This window comes from Pseudonocardia sp. TRM90224 (genome assembly GCF_021245725.1).
Lineage (GTDB): Bacteria > Actinomycetota > Actinomycetes > Mycobacteriales > Pseudonocardiaceae > Pseudonocardia.
Map to the genome: position 1 here is coordinate 128,288 of NZ_JAJGSX010000018.1, position 16,540 is coordinate 144,827.

14 protein-coding genes are annotated in these 16,540 nt (G+C 72.0%); 9 read left to right on the plus strand and 5 right to left on the minus strand.

Annotated elements, in window-relative coordinates; genetic code table 11:
• The first annotated feature begins 17 nt into the window (after positions 1-17).
• The 3 genes from LL648_RS24045 to LL648_RS45355 are packed head-to-tail and all read left to right on the plus strand — an operon-like array spanning position 18 to position 3,021.
• Complete coding sequence (locus tag LL648_RS24045) at positions 18-1,010, plus strand: PP2C family serine/threonine-protein phosphatase (RefSeq protein ID WP_232664975.1); 993 nt, start codon at positions 18-20, stop codon at positions 1,008-1,010.
• Entirely contained in the window at positions 1,007-2,284 is a 1,278-nt protein-coding gene (locus LL648_RS24050) for a vWA domain-containing protein (RefSeq protein ID WP_232664956.1), read from the plus strand. Before LL648_RS24045 ends, LL648_RS24050 begins: the two co-directional genes overlap by 4 nt.
• Complete coding sequence (locus LL648_RS45355) at positions 2,281-3,021, plus strand: FHA domain-containing protein (RefSeq protein ID WP_232664957.1); 741 nt, start codon at positions 2,281-2,283, stop codon at positions 3,019-3,021. The genes LL648_RS24050 and LL648_RS45355 overlap by 4 nt, the downstream gene beginning before the upstream one ends.
• A 73-nt stretch (positions 3,022-3,094) precedes the next feature.
• Here the strand turns inward: LL648_RS45355 and LL648_RS24060 are convergent, their stop codons facing one another.
• The 4 genes from LL648_RS24060 to arfA all read right to left on the minus strand — a co-directional run bounded on the left by LL648_RS24060 (position 3,095) and on the right by arfA (position 7,973).
• Positions 3,095-4,063, minus strand: a complete 969-nt coding sequence (locus LL648_RS24060; RefSeq protein WP_232664958.1) for a transporter substrate-binding domain-containing protein — start codon at positions 4,061-4,063, stop codon at positions 3,095-3,097.
• Positions 4,060-5,382 carry a hypothetical protein gene (locus LL648_RS24065; RefSeq protein WP_232664959.1) on the minus strand — a complete coding sequence of 441 codons (1,323 nt, stop codon included), beginning with the start codon at positions 5,380-5,382 and terminating at the stop codon, positions 4,060-4,062. Before LL648_RS24065 ends, LL648_RS24060 begins: the two co-directional genes overlap by 4 nt.
• 109 nt (positions 5,383-5,491) lie before the next feature.
• A complete protein-coding gene (locus LL648_RS24070; RefSeq protein ID WP_232664960.1) occupies positions 5,492-6,355 on the minus strand; it encodes an SDR family oxidoreductase in 864 nt (287 codons plus the stop codon).
• 97 nt (positions 6,356-6,452) lie between these two features.
• Positions 6,453-7,973 carry an arabinosylfuranosidase ArfA gene (gene arfA, locus LL648_RS24075; RefSeq protein WP_232664961.1) on the minus strand — a complete coding sequence of 507 codons (1,521 nt, stop codon included), beginning with the start codon at positions 7,971-7,973 and terminating at the stop codon, positions 6,453-6,455.
• Between the two features lie 142 nt (positions 7,974-8,115).
• Between arfA and LL648_RS24080 the strand changes: the two genes are divergently transcribed.
• The 4 genes from LL648_RS24080 to LL648_RS24095 are packed head-to-tail and all read left to right on the plus strand — an operon-like array spanning position 8,116 to position 12,255.
• Complete coding sequence (locus tag LL648_RS24080) at positions 8,116-9,411, plus strand: extracellular solute-binding protein (protein ID WP_232664962.1); 1,296 nt, start codon at positions 8,116-8,118, stop codon at positions 9,409-9,411.
• Positions 9,408-10,316 carry a carbohydrate ABC transporter permease gene (locus tag LL648_RS24085; protein ID WP_232664963.1) on the plus strand — a complete coding sequence of 303 codons (909 nt, stop codon included), beginning with the start codon at positions 9,408-9,410 and terminating at the stop codon, positions 10,314-10,316. The genes LL648_RS24080 and LL648_RS24085 overlap by 4 nt, the downstream gene beginning before the upstream one ends.
• A 1-nt stretch (position 10,317) precedes the next feature.
• On the plus strand, positions 10,318-11,217 hold the full coding sequence (locus LL648_RS24090; RefSeq protein WP_232664964.1) for a carbohydrate ABC transporter permease: 900 nt from the start codon (positions 10,318-10,320) through the stop codon (positions 11,215-11,217).
• 9 nt (positions 11,218-11,226) lie between these two features.
• On the plus strand, positions 11,227-12,255 hold the full coding sequence (locus LL648_RS24095) for a LacI family DNA-binding transcriptional regulator (RefSeq protein ID WP_232664965.1): 1,029 nt from the start codon (positions 11,227-11,229) through the stop codon (positions 12,253-12,255).
• Between the two features lie 68 nt (positions 12,256-12,323).
• Here LL648_RS24095 and LL648_RS24100 read toward each other — a convergent pair whose 3' ends face one another.
• Positions 12,324-13,058, minus strand: a complete 735-nt coding sequence (locus LL648_RS24100) for an IspD/TarI family cytidylyltransferase (RefSeq protein ID WP_232664966.1) — start codon at positions 13,056-13,058, stop codon at positions 12,324-12,326.
• Positions 13,059-13,127: 69 nt separating this feature from the next.
• On the opposite strand from LL648_RS24100, the gene LL648_RS24105 reads away from it, so the two are divergent.
• A complete protein-coding gene (locus LL648_RS24105; RefSeq protein ID WP_232664967.1) occupies positions 13,128-14,030 on the plus strand; it encodes an oxidoreductase in 903 nt (300 codons plus the stop codon).
• Positions 14,031-14,124: 94 nt separating this feature from the next.
• Positions 14,125-16,308 (plus strand): LCP family glycopolymer transferase, encoded by a 2,184-nt coding sequence (locus tag LL648_RS45360; RefSeq protein ID WP_232664968.1) that lies wholly within the window; start codon positions 14,125-14,127, stop codon positions 16,306-16,308.
• Positions 16,309-16,540: the final 232 nt, after the last annotated feature.

Consider the following 16,540-nt stretch of genomic DNA (forward strand, 5'->3'; position numbering starts at 1 on the left):
GCATGCTGCGCGCCGTGATGTGTCCTGATTGCGCGGAGCCCGTGCACGCCGACGACCTGTTCTGCGAGAGCTGCGGGCGCGATCTGCGGCTCGATCGCGACGCCACCCGCGCCACGGCGTCGCCCGAGCCGTGCGTGCGTTGCGGCACTCCGGCCGACGGCGAGTCCGACTACTGCTCGGGGTGTGGATTGCGCAGGAACGATGGCACCGACCACGTCGAGATCGACCTCGCCGTGCTCGCCGGGGTGAGCGACCGCGGGCTCGTGCACCGCCGCAACGAGGACGCGATGGCGCTGGGCAAGCTGGCCAGGGGCACGGAGGTGATCGCGGCCGTCGTCTGCGACGGGGTCTCCTCGGTGCGCGACCCGCAGCTGGCCTCCCGCAGCGCCGCCGAGACCACGCTGACCGGCCTGCTCGGCGCCGGGTCCGGGTCTGGGTCCAGCGATGAGCTCATCAGGTCCTCCGTCGCGACCGCGGCGAAGGCGGTCGCCACGCTCGCCGGCAGCAGCCTGCGCGACGCGCCGTCGTGCACGCTGGTCTGCGGGCTGGTCGAACGCTCCGACGACGGCACCGCCGCGATCTCCGTCGGATGGGTCGGCGACAGCAGGGCCTACTGGCTCTCCGACGCGGGCTCACGGCTGCTCACGCACGACCACTCGTGGGCGGCCGAGCAGATCGCGGCCGGCGTCCTCGACGAGGAGACCGCGATGTCCGCGCCGATGGCGCACGCGATCACCCGCTGGATCGGGGCCGACGGGCCCGCCGAGCCCGACGTCATGACGTTCACCCCGCAGACGCCCGGCGTGCTCCTGCTCTGCACCGACGGCTTGTGGAACTACGTGCCCGACGCCGACGAGCTCGCCGGCCTCACGCTGCCGACGGTGGCGGAGGAGGGCCCGATCGCGGCGGCGACCGAGCTCACCGGCATCGCCATCGAGGCCGGTGGCCGCGACAACATCACCGTGGTCGTCATCCCCGTATCCCCCGACCTCCCGAGGAGCACTGCATGACCGAGCCGCCCCGGTTCACCGTCGAGGTCGACTACAACCGCTATCTCGCCATCGACGCCACCAGCGTCGATGCGATCGTCACCGTCACCGCGACCGGCGATGCGCCGGCGGCGACGAGCGACGCCCTCGAAGTGATCATCATCGACTGCTCGACGTCGATGAGCGGCAACAAGATCCGTTCCGCGCGGCAGGCCACCGCGGCCGCGATCGCCGAGCTGCGCGACGGCGTGGCGTTCGCCGTCGTCGTCGGTACGCAGGACGCCAGGCAGCTCTACCCCGACCGCGGGGTCGCCCGCGCCGACGCGCGCACGCGCGCCGAGGCGACGACCTACGTCGAGCGGTTGGCGGCCAACGGCGGCACCGGCATCGGCAGCTGGCTCAAGCTGACCGGGCAGATCGCCGACGGGTTCGCCGGACCGCTCAAGCACGCGATCCTGCTCACCGACGGGCAGAACGGCGAGCGTGCCGTGCACTTCGACGCCGCGCTGCGGTCGGTCGTCGGCAAGTTCACGTGCGACTGCCGGGGTGTCGGCACCGACTGGCGGGTCGACGAGCTGCGCACGATCTCCTCGGCGCTGCTCGGCAGCGTCGACATCGTGGCCGATCCGGCCGACCTCGCCGCCGACTTCCAGGCGATCATGGGCGCGGCGATGGGCAAGAGCATGGCAGACGTCGCGTTGCGGCTCTGGACCCCGCGCGGCGCGTCCATCCGGTTCGTCAAACAGGTCTCGCCGACGGTGGAGGACCTGACGGGCCGCCGCAACGAGTCGGGGCCGCAGCGCGGCGACTACCCGTTGGGCTCGTGGGGCGCGGAGAGCCGCGAGTACCACGTTGCGATCGACATCGAGGCCGGCAGCATCGACGAGGACGTGCTCGCCGCGCGCATCAGCCTCGTCACCGCGGGCTCCGACGACGTGCTCGGCCAGCTGCTCGTCCCGGTCACCTGGACCGACGACACCGCGCTCTCCACGCGCATCGCGCGCGGGGTCGCCCACTACACGGGCCAGGCGGAGCTGGCGGAGGCGATCCAGGAGGGCCTCGCGGCCCGCAAGGCGGGCGATGTGGCGACCGCGACGGCGCGGTTGGGTCGGGCCGTCGCGCTGGCCGCGGAATCGGGCAACTCCGACACCGCACGGCTGCTGGAGCGGGTCGTCGACGTCATCGACGCGCCGTCGGGCACGGTGACGCTGCGCCGTTCGGTGTCGGACGCCGACGAGATGACGCTCGACACGCGTTCGACCAAGACCGTCCGGGTGCGGGGAGCGGAGCAGTGACGGCGACCTGCCCGGTCGGGCACGAATCGACCACCACCGACTACTGCGACGTCTGCGGGCGGCAGATCGGGGCGGCGCAGATCGGTGCAAGCCCGGACACCACCGGCGGTGCCGCCGGCAGCGCCACGAGCACGGCCCAGCTCCCGCCGGCCCCACCGGCCGCGGCACCCGCCGCGAACGTCTGCGCCAACTGCGGCGCGCGCCGCGACGGCCGGTTCTGCGAAGTGTGCGGGCACGACGGGGCCGTCGAGGTGGTCAACCCCGTCAAGCCGGCCGCGTCGACCCCTCCGCCGGAGCCGACGGCTGCCCCGGCCGCCGCCGTGCCGCAGAGCTGGAGCGCAACCGTCGAGGCCGATCGTGCCTGGTACGAGGAGGTGCGCAAGCGCAACGGGCCCGACGCAGGCGGGCTGGAGTTCCCGCCGTTCTGCCCGGAGCGCCGGTTCGAGCTGACCGGCGGCCGGCTGACCATCGGGCGGCGCAGCCGGTCGCGCGGCATCTTCCCGGAGATCGACCTCACCGGGCCGCCGCTCGACCCGGGCGTCTCGACGTTGCACGCGCTGCTGCAGGCCCGCGACGGCGGCGGCTGGGAGATCGTCGACCTCAACTCGACCAACGGCACCACGATCGGCGATACGAGCAGCACCATCGCGCCCAACACGCCGATCCCGCTCTCCGACGGAGATCGCATCCGCCTCGGCGCCTGGACGACGATCACGATCCGCGCCACCCCAACGTAAAGTTCCCCACCGTTTTGCCTACTTGCACGCCCGAAACGCCATGCAGGTTGGCAAAACGGTGGGGAAGTTCGGGTCAGTCGCGGTAGGCCGCTTCGGCGGGGCGCGGGACGACCTGGAGCTGCTGGCCCATCCACTTCTGGTTGCTCGCCAGCAGCGATCCGTCGTCGCGGCCCTTCTCCAGCACGGCGTTGACGAAGCGGACGAGGTCGGGCTGCGACTTGTTCATCCCCACGGCGTATCTCGCCTCGTCGAGCGCGCCGCCGACGACCCGCGTCTGCGGGTCCTGCGCGGCGAGGCCGGCGAGGATGATGTCGTCGCTGGACACCGCGGCGACCCGCCCGCGTTGCAGGTCGAGGACGCAGTCGGGCAGGTTCGGGTACGTCACGACGTCGAGGTTGTACTCCGGCTTGCGCAGCACGACCTCGGTCGTCGAGCCGCGTGAGGTGCAGACGCGCTGGCCGGCGAGCTGCTTGACGTCGGTGACCCCGCTCGCGGTCGGCACGAGGATCTTCTGCGCCGCCGCGACGTAGGCGGTGGAGAACTCGACGAGCTTCTGCCGCTCGCACGTGACGGTGAAGCTGTTGACCACGACGTCGACCCTGCCGTCGGCCGCTGCCTGTGCGCGGTCGGCGATGTTGAGCACGACGTACTGGACCTTGTTGGGGTCGCCGAAGATCGCCTGCGCGATCATCTTGACGACGTCGATGTCGGAACCTTCGAGCTCGCCGTTGGTCGGGTTGCGGAACCCGAGGCGGTACTTGCCCTGGTCGACGCCCGCGATGAGCCTGTCCCGCTTGAGGATCGTGTCCATCGTGGAGCCTGGCGGCATCTGACCGGGCGGCGGGAGCGGCCCCTCCGGGCGCAGGCTGTCGACCTTCTGCTGCTCGCAGCCTGCGGCCGGCGCCGGCGGCGGGGCCTCCTGCGTCGCCGTCGACGGCGGGGCCGGGGGCGGCGTCAGCCCCGTGATCACCGCGCTGCCCAGCGCGAGCACCCCCGCGATGCACAGGTAGACGAACGGGCGCCTGGCGTTGACGGTGTTCACCGGTACTCCCCCACCCTGCGTGCCACTCCGCCGATCACGGCGCCCGCGGCGATCAGCGCCAGCACCGTCGGGCCGGCCATCAGGCCGGCGAGCGCCGCGCTCGCCGCGCCGGCGTTGTCGTCGAACGCCTTCCGCTGGGTGTCGAGCGCCAATCCGAGGGCGGCGTCGAGCCGTTCGAACGTCGCCCCCGACCCGGTCGGGTCCGGCCCGACCGCGAGTTTCACGGCCTCGGGGAAGTTGCCGTTGTCGTCGGCCTCGCGCACCTTCCGGTGCGCCTCCCGCCAGCCGATCGCAGCCGACCTGATGCTCTCGACCTGCACCCCCGCCTGCTGCGCGTCGGCCAGCAGGCCCCCGTTGTCGTTCGGGCCCAGCACCTTTTCGAGCAGCTTCGTGAACTCCGAGTCGGCGCTGCCACCACCGCGCGCAACCAGCACGAGGCTCTCGTTGCTCCGTGCTTGGAGCACCTGGATCCGGGCGTCGTCGAGTGCCGTCGCCGCGGTCCGGTGCGTGCTGGCCTGGCTGATCTGGGCGGCGCCGACGAGCAGCGCGACCGACCACCACAGCAATGCCAGCACCATCGCGACGGCTGCACCGGCGAGGCCGAGGTTCAGCGTCCGGTTGGTGCGGCGCTGCTCGCGCAACGTGACGTCGACCAGCCCGGCCAGCACCGCGATGCCGAGCACCAGCACGATGAACGGGAACGCGATGCCCTCGCCGTAGGCCCTGCTGAGCGCCTCGTTCTCCAGCATCCGCAGCTTGTCGACGGCCGGCAGGATCGTCGAGCGCATCAGCTTCGAGCCGCTGTCGAGGTAGGACTGGCCCAGCGGCAGCCCTTGCCGGTTGTAGACCCGCGCCGTCTCGATCAGCCCGTTGTAGACGGGCAGCTGCTGGGAGATCGTCTTGATGTGCTCGGCGGCGGGGTCGTCGGCCGGGAGCAGACCGGCCGCATGCACGATCCGATCGGCCGCGCTGGCGATGTCGGCGTCGTACCGCGCCCGCACGTCGGCCGGCTCGATGCCGCCGGCGACGTAACCGCTGGTCGCCATCGCGTCGGAATCGGCCAGCGAGCGGTACAGCTCCGCGGCGTCGGCCCGCACGACGGCGATCCGCTGGCCCGCGTCGCGGACGTCGCCGGAGCGCGCGAGCCCGTCGAACAGGCTTACCAGCGCGAACACCACACACCCGACGACGAGCACCGCGCCGACCCTCCGCAGCCGGTCGGGCGTCGCCGTCCCGCGCGCGAGTGTCCGCAGCATCCGCCTCGCCTCGGCCGGGGCAGCGGTGCCCGGCGGTACGTCCGTGCGCGTCTCGACGCTCATGGTCCCCCCGGATCTCCGACGTCGGGCACAGCCTAGAGGCGTGCCCCGACACCGCGTCGACAACGACGTTGTTGCGTTTCGGGAGCACTCTCGACAGCAAGAACGTCGGTCACCCCGTGAACGCGGCGGCGTGGTCCTTCGCGAACTCGGCGAATCCGCGGGGCGCCCGGCCCGTGACCTCGGCGACGGAAGGATCGACGGCCGCCGCCTCGCCGCGGGCGTAGTGCGCGTAGTCCTCCACGAGGCCCTCGGCCTGCCAGTCGGGCAGCATCCCGCGCAGCGCCTCGGCGAACGCCGCCGGCGCGACGTCGACGAACGTGACCTGCCGGCCCGTCGCGGCACCGATCTCGGCCGCCATCTCGGCGTGGGTGAGGGCGGCCGGTCCGGTGATCGTGTAGGTGCGGCCTTCGTGGCCCGGCTCGGTGAGCGCGACGGCGGCGACCGCGGCGATGTCGCGCACGTCGACCGCGCTGATCTTCGCGTCGCCGATCGGCGCGAAGAACGTGCCCTGCGCCGCGATCGACCCGCTGAAGTTCAGCAGCCCCTGGAAGTACAGGTTGGGGCGCAGGAACGTGTAGCCGATCCCGAGCTCGCGGATCCGACGCTCGACGGCGGCGTGGTAGCGCAGGAACCGCACCGGCGAGTCCTCGGCCGCCGCGAGCTGGGAGAGCTTCACCAGGTGTCGCACGCCGGCCGCCGCCGCCAGCTCGGCGAACCTCTCCTGCTGCTCCTGCGCCCGCTCCGACGACGGCGTCACCAGGTACGCCGCGCGCACGCCGGTCAGCGCGGCGGCCACGGCCTCGGGATCGTCGAAGTCGGCCACCACCACGGGTACGTCGGCGCGGACCTTCGCCCGGCCCGACTCGCTGCGCACCATCGCCACCACCGGCACGCCCCGCTCGACCAGCAGGTCGAGCAGCGCCGATCCCGTGTTGCCCGTCGCGCCCGTCACCAGCACCCGCTCGCTCATCATGTGCCTCTTCCGCTCCGTGTCGAGAGCAGTGCTCTCGCTTGCGGTCAACAGTCACACAGCTGAAGCAGTTCGTCAAGAGCGGTGCTCTCTTTTTGTATCAGCGCTCAGCTGCGAACCTCAGCACGGTCCACGACGCCGCCGGGAGCTCCAGCTCGACGGAGCCGTCGGCGACGGTGGGCAGCGGCCGTCCCCCGACCCGCACCGCGTCCGGCTCGCCCGCGCTGTTGGCTCGCGTCGTGCCGTCGGAGGCGATGCCCTCGTGCGCGACCGGGCGCCACGAACCGCGCGGCAGCCGCACCCTGGCGGGCAGCACCTCCTGCGGCGAGCGGTTCACCATGAACACCGCAAGCTCGCCCGATTCCTCGTCCAGCGTCGCGGAGACGGCGAGCTGGTCGACGTCGTCGTGCCGCTTCGTCGAGAGCACCGGCGCCGTGACGGCGGCCCGCAGCACCTGCCCGCGCGCGTGCCGGGCGGTGAGCGCGAACGGGTCGAAGATGCTCTGCCGCCACGCCGGCCCACCGGGCTCGGTCCGGATCGGTGCGATCACGTTCACGAGCTGCGCCTGGCACGCGATCGCCACCCGGTCGGCGTGCCGCAGCAGGCTCAGCATCAGGTCACCGACCACGACGGCGTCGAGCGCGCTGTAGTTGTCCTCGATCAGCGGCCGCGGTGTCGAGCCGGCCTCGGGGAACGCCATCGCGTTCTCACCGACGAACCGCGACTGGTACCAGACGTTCCACTCGTCGAACGACAGCGTCAGCTTCTTGCGGCTGCGCAGCCGCGCACCCACCGCGTCGGCGGTCGCGACAACGGCCTCGATCTGCCGGTCCATGTCGGCCGCGCTGGCGAGGAAGCTGGCCGTGTCGCCGTCGTGCTCCTGGTAATAGGCGTGCAGCGAGACGTGGTCGACGAGCTCGTAGGTGTGCTCGAGCACCTCCGCCTCCCACGCGCCGAACGTCGCCATCCGGCTGTGCGAGCTGCCGCAGGCCACCAGCTCGATGTCCGGGTCGAGCCGGCGCATCCCACGCGCCGTCTCCGCCGCGAGCCGGCCGTACTCGGCGGCCGACTTGTGGCCCATCTGCCACGGCCCGTCCATCTCGTTGCCCAGGCACCACAGCCGGACGTCGTGCGGCTCGCGGGTGCCGTTCTTGATCCGCAGGTCGGACAGCGCCGTGCCCGACGGGAAGTTGCAGTACTCCAGCAGCTCGCAGGCCTCCTGCATGCCGCGGGTGCCGAGGTTGACCGCCATCATCGGCTCGGCGCCGAGTCGCCGCGCCCAGCCGAGGAACTCGTCGGTGCCGACCTGGTTGGTCTCCAGCGCCTTCCACGCGCGCTCCAGCCGCACCGGCCGCTCGTTGCGCGGGCCGACGCCGTCCTCCCAGCGGTAGCCCGAGACGAAGTTGCCGCCCGGGTAGCGGATCACGGTGGCGCCCAGCTCGCGGGTCAGCTCCAGCACGTCGCCGCGGAAGCCGTCCTCGTCGGCCGTGGGGTGCTCCGGCTCGTGGATGCCCCCGTAGACGCATCGGCCCATGTGCTCGACGAACGACCCGAAGAGCCGTCGCGGCACCGGCCCGACGCGAAAGGAGGAATCCAGCACGACATCGGCGATCGGCGTCATGGGCCCGTTCTACCTTGCGACTTCCAACGATGTAAAGAAGTTCGTCCCACCCCTTGACCGGAACGCTCGGCACCCGCAACCATGAGGCCGACGTCACATACATCGTTGTAAACAACGTTGTACACGCGAGGGGGTGGCGCACGTGGGTCTCGACGGCGAGGCCGGGTCCATCAGCCGCAGGAGCGTGCTGCTCGGGCTGCTCGGCGCCGGTGCGCTCAGCGCGTGCGGCGGCGTTCCCGCAGCCCAGGAGCTGCGGTTCTGGCACCTCATGACCGGCGGCGACGGCAAGATCATGCAGAAGATGCAGGCCGCCGCCGCGGCTTCGACCGGCGTGCGCATCAACACCACCGTGCTGGCCTGGGGCGCGCTGTACTACACGAAGCTCGCGATGGCCTCCGCCGGCGGGCGCGCGCCCGACATGGCCGTCCTGCACCTCTCCCGCCTGCCCGGGTACGCACCCGGCGGCCTGCTCGACGCCTGGGACGTCGACCTGCTCGGCGAGCTGGGCGCGCCGCTCGACGCGTTCCCGCAGTCGGTGCTGCGGAGCAGCCAGCAGGCGGGCGAGCTGTTCGCGTTGCCGCTCGACACCCACCCGTTCGTGATGTTCTACGCCCCGCCGGTGCTGGAGCGGGCCGGGCTGCTCGGCCCCGACCGGCGGATCGTCGAGCTGGCGGGCGCCGACCGGTTCTTCGAGGCGCTCGCCGAGGTGCAGAAGGTGACCGGCTCGTACGGCGCCGCGTACGGCTTCCTCTCCGACGCGTCGCAGGCGTGGCGCCTGTTCTGGACGCTCTACCGGCAGACCGGCGCGACCATGGAGCTCGCCGACGCACCGGCCCGGATGGACCCCGACGCCGCGGCCAGGGCCGTCGACTTCGGGAAGCGGCTCTTCGACGGCACCCTCGCCACCGGCAACGACAGCTACGCGTCCGCCATCGCGTCGTTCGGCGCGGGCCGCAGCGGCATCTACTTCTGCGGCGAGTGGGAGCTGGTGTCCTTCCAGGAGCTGGAGATGGACTTCGACATGGCACCGTTCCCCACCGTCTTCGACGTCCCGGCAGCGGCCGCCGATTCGCACGTGTTCGTGCTCCCCCGCCGCAGCGTCGTCGACCCGGCGGCGCGGGAGGCGACGCACCGGTACGCGGCGGCGCTGCTGAAGGAGTCGCTGGCGTGGGCGCGCGCCGGGCACATCCCGGCGTACCAGCCCGTGACCAAGTCGGCCGGCTACGCCGACCTCATGCCGCAATCGCACTACACGGCGGCGCAGGACGCCGTCGCGCTCGACCCGCAGGCGTGGTTCACCGGTGCCGGCTCGACGTTCCAGACGCGCATGTCGCAGGCGTTGAGCGCGGCCTGGAGCGGCGGGCCGGGCACCGCCGAGACGGTCCGGACGCTGCAACGCGAGCTGGACACCTTCGCCTCGAAGCCGAACCCGGCATGACCGCCCGCGAAGCGGTGCGCGCAGGCACCGGGCGCGCCGACACCGGCCGGCCGTGGTCGTCGTCCGGGTTCTGGTTCGTGGCGCCGTTCGGTGTGCTCTTCGTGGCGTTCCTGGCGTTCCCGCTGCTCTACGGCCTGTGGATGAGCTTCACCGGGGAGAGCCTCACCGGGCGCGGCGGCCTGGTCGGGCTGGACAACTACGTGGAGGCGTTCACCGACCCGCTGGTCTGGACCACTCTGCTCAACACGCTGTGGTTCACGGTGATCAGTACGGTGCCGCTGGTCGTCATCGCGCTGGTGATGGCGCTGCTCGTCGATCTCGGCCTGCCGGGGCGGTGGCTGTGGCGCCTCGCGTTCTTCGCGCCGTACCTGCTGCCGGTGGCGGCGGTGGCGCTGCTCTGGCAGTTCCTCTACCAGCCGGAGCTCGGGCTGATCAACAACTTCCTCGCCGGCTTCGGCGCGGCGGCCGTGCCGTGGCTGACCACCAAGGGCGTCGCCATGGCCGCGGTGGCAGCGACCACCGTCTGGTGGACGGTCGGGTTCAACTTCCTGCTGCTGCTCGCCGGCCTGCAGGCGATCCCGCAGCAGCTGTATGAGGCAGCTGCGCTCGACGGTGCGGGCGGGTGGCGCCAGACGTGGTCGGTGACGCTGCCCCAGCTGCGCCGCACGCTCGTGCTGGTGGCGGTGCTGCAGGTGCTGGCGTCGCTGAAGGTGTTCGACCAGATCTACCTGATGACCACCGGCGGGCCGGACGACTCGACGCGCTCGGTGATCCAGTACATCTACGACACCGGCTTCACCGGCTACCGGCTCGGCTACGCCTCCGCCATCGCCTACGTGTTCTTCGTGGTCATCGCGGTGATCTCCGTCGCGCAGCTGCGGCTGCTGCGGAACAGGGAGGGATGAGATGGCAGCCCCGACGCTGACCCCACCGCGGCAGGCCACCCGCGTCGCCGAGCGGCGGCGCAGCGCGCCGACGGCCCGTCCTCGGGTGCCGCGGGCCATCGCGTTCGTCGCGCTCGCGCTCATGGCCGCACTCTGGCTGCTCCCGCTCGCGTGGGCGCTCGTCACCTCGCTCAAGTCGGAGACCGACGCCGCCGCGGTGCCGGCGACGTTCCTGCCGGAGAGCGGATTCACCTTCGAGAGCTACGCGAACCTGTTCGCCGCCGGGGACGTCGTGACGTGGCTGGTCAACAGCCTCGTCGTCGCCACGCTGGTGACGGTGCTGACGGTGGCCGTATCCGCAATGGCGGGCTACGGCTTCTCGCGCACGCTGTTCCGCGGGCGGCGGTGCATGTACGCGGTGACGATCGCCGCGATCGTCGTCCCACCGCAGATCCTGATCGTGCCGCTGTTCCGGGAGATGCTCGCCCTGAACCTCGTCGACACCCTCGCGGGCATCATCGCGCCGCAGGTCGTGGCGCCGGTGATGGTCTACATCCTGAAGAAGTTCTTCGACGCCGTGCCGCTGGAGCTGGAGGAGGCGGCACGCATCGACGGCGCCGGGCCGTGGCGGATCTTCTGGACGATCGTGCTGCCGCTCTCCCGGCCCGTCGTCGCGGCGGTGTCGATCTTCGTGTTCATCGCCGCGTGGAACAACTTCCTCTGGCCGTTCGTGGTGACCACCGACGCCGAGCTGATGACGCTGCCCGTCGGGCTCGCGATCGTGAAGAGCCCCGCCGGGCTCCAGTGGGCGCTGACGATGGCCGGTGTCGTCATCGCCGCGCTGCCGCTGCTGATCGTGTTCATGCTGTTCCAGCGCCAGATCGTGCGCAGCGTCGCGACGACCGGCCTGGGCGGCCAATAGGATCCCCCGGTGCCCGTGACCTTGAGGGACGTCGCCGACCACGCCGGGGTCTCGGTCAAGACCGTCTCGAACGTCGTCAACGGGTTCCGGCACGTCAGCCCGGACACCAGGGCCCGCGTGCAGGAGGCGCTCGACCGGCTCGGCTACCAGGTCAACCTGTCGGCCCGCAGCCTGCGCGCGGGGCGCACCGGGATCATCGCGCTCGCCGTGCCCGAGCTGCGCCAGTCGTCGTACTTCTCCGAGCTGGCCGGTGCCGTGATGCAGCACGCCGAGGAGCGCGGCCTGGTCGTCCTGATCGAGCAGACCCTGCAGAGCCGGCAACGCGAGCTCGACGTGCTCTCCGGCGCGCGCAACCGGCTCGTCGACGGAGTGATCTTCAGCCCGCTGGAGCTGGGCCCCGACGACCTCGCGACCGCACCGGCCGGCCTGCCGATCGTGCTGCTGGGCGAGCGGGTGGCGGCCGGTGGACCGCTCGACCACGTCTCGATCGACAACGTCGCGGCCGCGCGGGAGGCGGTGACGCACCTGCTGCGGATCGGGCGGCGGCGGATCGCGGCGATCGGGCTGCACCCCGACGAGCGCATCGGCACCGCGGAGCAGCGCTTCCGCGGCTACGCCGAGGCGCTGACCGGCGCCGGGCTGCCGCTGCGGCGTGAGCTGCTCGGCGACACCGGGCCGTGGCACCGCGAGAACGGCGCGGCGTGCATGCGGGCGTTGCTCGCCCGCGACCCGCGGCCCGACGCGGTGTTCTGCTTCAACGACATGCTCGCCGTCGGGGCGCTGCGCGAGCTGCTGCGCTCGGGCGTCCGGGTGCCGGAGGACGTCGCGCTGGTCGGGTTCGACGACGTCGAGGAGGCGCGGTTCAGCACCCCGAGCCTCACGACCGTCGCGCCCGACCTCGACGGCGTCGCGCGCGCCGCCGTCGGGCTGCTGCAGAGCCGGATCAGCGGCGACCGCCCACCGGGCGCGCCGCACACCGTCACGCGGCAGCACCGCCTCGTCGTCCGGGAGTCGACCGTCGGCCTCCCCCGCCCCTGAAGTTCCCCACCGTTTTGTGCACTTGCGCGCCGATTTGGCGCGCGGATGCACAAAACGGTGGGGAACTTCTACGGGCGGTCGGCCATCACGTGTTCCGCCCGCTCCAGGTCGCCGGCGTAGGTGATCTTGAAGTTGCGCTCGTCGCCCGGTACCCAGCGCACGTGCACGTCGGGGGCGAAGCGGGCGATGCAGGACGCCGTGTCGGTGCCGGCGAAGCCGACCCGCGCGGCCTCCTCGTACGCGGCGAGCAACCGGTCGGCGACGAACGCCTGCGGCGTCTGCACCGCGACGAGCCCGGCCGGCGCCGGCCCGGCGAGCCCCAGGCCGTCGGCGGTCACCGCGACGACGTCATCGCGGCGCAGCCCCGGCACCGCCCCGCCGTGGGTCCGCGCGGCCGTGAGCACCGCGTCGACCAGCGGCGCGTCGGCCATGGGTCGCGCGCCGTCGTGGATGAGCACGACGTCGATCCCGCCCTCGTCGATCCGGGCCCCCTCGATCCGGCTCGCGAGCTTGCGCAGCCCCGCCAGCTCCGACTCCTGACGGGTCGCGCCGCCGGTCACTATCTCGACGCCGGGACAGGCCGCGTCGACGGCCGCGCGCAGCGCCTCGTCGACGTGCGGGTCGCCCTCGCGCACGACGAGCACAACCGGCCCGACATCGGGGTGCTGCGCCATCGCCACGAGCGACCACACGATGACCATGCGCCCGGCGAGCGGCAGGTAGACCTTGTTGCGCGCGGCACCCAGCCGGGTGCCGCTGCCCCCCGCGAGCACGATCGCGGCGGCATGCGCGGAGAGGGACACACACGACAGTCTGCATGCATACAGGTGGTGGGTCGGACGCCTCCCGCCAACGATCCGTATCGTCGAAGGATGAGCGCGTCCCGATGGAACGTCGCCGACATGCCGGCGCAGGACGGCCGCTCGGTGGTCATCACCGGCGCGAACAGCGGTCTCGGGCTGGTCGCCGCCCACGAGCTGGCCGCCGCGGGCGCCCATGTCGTGATGGCGTGCCGCAACGTGGAGAAGGGCGAGGCGGCGGCCGCGACCGTCGACGGCTCCGTCGAGGTCCGCCAGCTCGACCTCGCCGATCTCGGCTCGGTGCACAAGTTCGCCGATTCGATCACCACGCCCATCGACGTGCTGGTCAACAACGCCGGCGTGATGGCGGTGCCACTGGGCCGCACCGTCGACGGCTTCGAGACCCACCTCGGGACGAACCACCTCGGCCACTTCGCGCTCACCGGCTTGCTCCTCGACCGGGTGCGAGATCGGGTTGTCACCCTGACGAGTGCGCTTCACCGGATCGGGCGAATCCGGCTCGACGACCTCAACTGGGAACACCGGCGGTACGAACGGTGGTCGGCGTACAGCCGCTCGAAGCTCGCGAACCTGATGTTCGCCTACACGCTCCAGCGCAGGCTCGTCGCCGCGGGTTCGACGCTGCGCTCGATGGCGGCGCATCCCGGATATTCGGCGACGAACCTGCAGTCGAATTCGCCGGTTCGCGCGGAATTGCTGTTCATGTCCTTCATGAACCGATTCATCAGCCAGCCCGCGGCGGCCGGCGCGCTGCCGCTCCTGCACGCCGCGACCGTCACCGACCTGCCCGGCGGCTCCTTCATCGGGCCCGATGGACCGGGCGAGGCATGGGGTCGTCCGCGACCGGTCGGGTCGAGCGCCCAGTCACACGACCGTGACCTGCAAGAGGGACTCTGGAGGGAATCCGAGTCGCTCACAGGGATCACCATCGATGTCGCCCATACGCGTAACTGACGGGCCACGGCATAGTAATGATCGTCACTCGCAGTAGGCTCCGACCGGTTTCATCGCCGGTCGGCGTCTGTTTCGGAGCAGTGGAGGGCAATCGGTGAGCGGGGGAGAAAGCGACGGCACACGTGCCGGTCGCCGTCGTCCCCCCACCGGGCAGCCGCAGGAGCCGTGGCCGCGGCGCGCCGAGCGCGAGCAGGGTCCCGGCCAGCAGCGGACGGCACGCGTGCGGGCGGTGAACGACCGGCGCCCGGCGGGCGAGCCGCGCGGCAGCGGTGGCCGGCCCAACAACCGCCGTCCCGTCGAGCCTCCGGCCGAGCCGATGACCAGCGCGTTCCGCGCGACGCCCACCGAACGCGCCGAGCCGCCCGCCGAGCCGATGACGAGCGCGTTCCGCGCGGCGCCCACGCAACGGGGCGAGCCGAGCACCACCGCGATCCCCCAGGTCGGCAAGCGCGGCCGGGCCGCCAAGCCCGAGGTGGAGGCGGCGAACACCACGGCGCTGCGCCAGGTCCCCGCCCGGCGCCGGCCGGGCGCGCGCCCCGGCCGCGACGACGAGGCCAGCACCAACAAGATCCCGAAGGTCCGCGAGCCCGTCGACCAGGACCCGCCGACCAGGCCCGTCGGGCCCACCCCGCCGCGCCGCGGCGGCATCGGCGACACCCGCAACCACGACGAGCGGCACACCGCGGAGACCGAGCGGATCGAGCCGACCGATGCGGAGATCGTCGAGGAGCCGGCGCTCGACGACGGCTACGGCGATTACGACGACTACGGCGATTACGACGAACCCGTTGAGCCGGCGCAGCGCCGCACGGCCCGCCGCGGGCCGGAGCGCTCGCTCGGCCGCGCGTTGATCGCCACCGCCGCCGCCACCGTCGCGCCCGGCGCCGGCCACCTGCTGCTGCACCGCCGCCGCACCGGCGCGGTGATCCTCGGCGTGTTCCTGCTGGTCGTCGTCTCGGTCGTGCTGCTCGTCATGACGGCCGACCGCACGACGCTGCTGGAGAACGCGCTCTCGACCCGCGTACTGGTGCTCGCCACCGTCGGCGCCCTGATCGCCGCCATCTCGTGGATGGCGGTCATCGTGCGGACCTACGTGCTGGCGCGCCCGCGCGGTCTCGGCCTGGCCAGGCAGGCGATCGGCGTGGGTGTCGTGGCGGCGCTCTGCATGGTGATCGCGGCACCGTTCGGCTTCGGGGCGAACCTCGCCAACTCGCAGCGCAGCCTGCTCGACACGCTCTTCACCGGCGGTGGAGGCACCGACGCCGCCGAGGCGATCGCGAAACCGCGCCTCAACATCCTGCTCGTCGGCAGCGACGCGGGCCCGGACCGCCGGGGCGCCCGCACCGACACGATGATGGTCGCGAGCCTCGACACGAAGACCGGGCGCACCACGCTGTTCTCGCTGCCGCGCAACATCGAGCGCGCGCAGTTCCCGGAGAACACCCCGATGGGTGAGAAGTTCCCCGACGGGTTCCGCGAAAAGGGCAACCCGGGCGCGGGCGACTACTTCCTCAACGCCGTCTACGCGTGGGGCCGCGACCACCCCCAGGACACGCCGCAGGGCCCGACGCAGGACCCCGGTCTGAACCTCCTGCACCAGTCGATCGAGACGATGCTCGGCCTGAAGCTCGACTACTTCATCGAGGTCGACATGCACGGCTTCGAGTCGATCATCGACGCGGTCGGCGGCGTGACGCTCGACGTCGGGCCCGAGCGGCTGGCCATCGGCGGCATCGGACCGCACGGCGAGAAGATCAAGCCGACCGGGTACATCGAGCCGGGCGTGCAGAAGCTCGACGGGCGGCTCGCGCTGGCGTTCGCGCGAGCCCGCACCAACTCGTCCGACTACGCGCGCATGGGCCGCCAACGCTGCCTCCTGCAGACCCTGCTGACGCAGAAGAGCCCGGCCGACATCCTGACGAACTTCCAGGCCGTCGCCGCCGCCACGAAGAACAGCGTCTCCACCAACATCCCGCAGCAGGTGCTGCCGGCGCTGGTGTCGCTGGCCGGCAAGGACAGCGTGGCGCTGGAGAGCGTGTCGTTCGACCCGTCGCTGCCGGACCCCGACCAGGACGACGGCCACTTCAACACCGGCGACCCGAACTTCGACCTGATGCGCAAGGTCGTCCAGGACACCGTCAGCGGGCGCCCCGCCGCACCGCCGCCCACCGCGAGCACCCCGACGCAGCGGCCGACGACGTCGGCGAAGCCGAGCTCGACCGAAACCCCCGAGCCGAGCTCCACGGCCCCGACGTCCCTGGCCGCCGCCTGCGGCTGAGAGCGGACGCCACGCCCGAGACTCCGCGCACGCGCGGTAGCGATATGTGCGTTCTGCACACGTGGGCAGGAAAGCCACTTTCCTGCCCTGTGAGGGCAGGAAAAAGTGGGTGACGTCCCCAGGAGTGGTGTAACTCCACTTCGCGGAGGCTCTGCGGTTCAGATCATGCCGTGATCAGCGCGGGTGTGGCTAGGTTGCGGTCGGTGGGGCGGGCGGTGAGCAGAGTCATGGT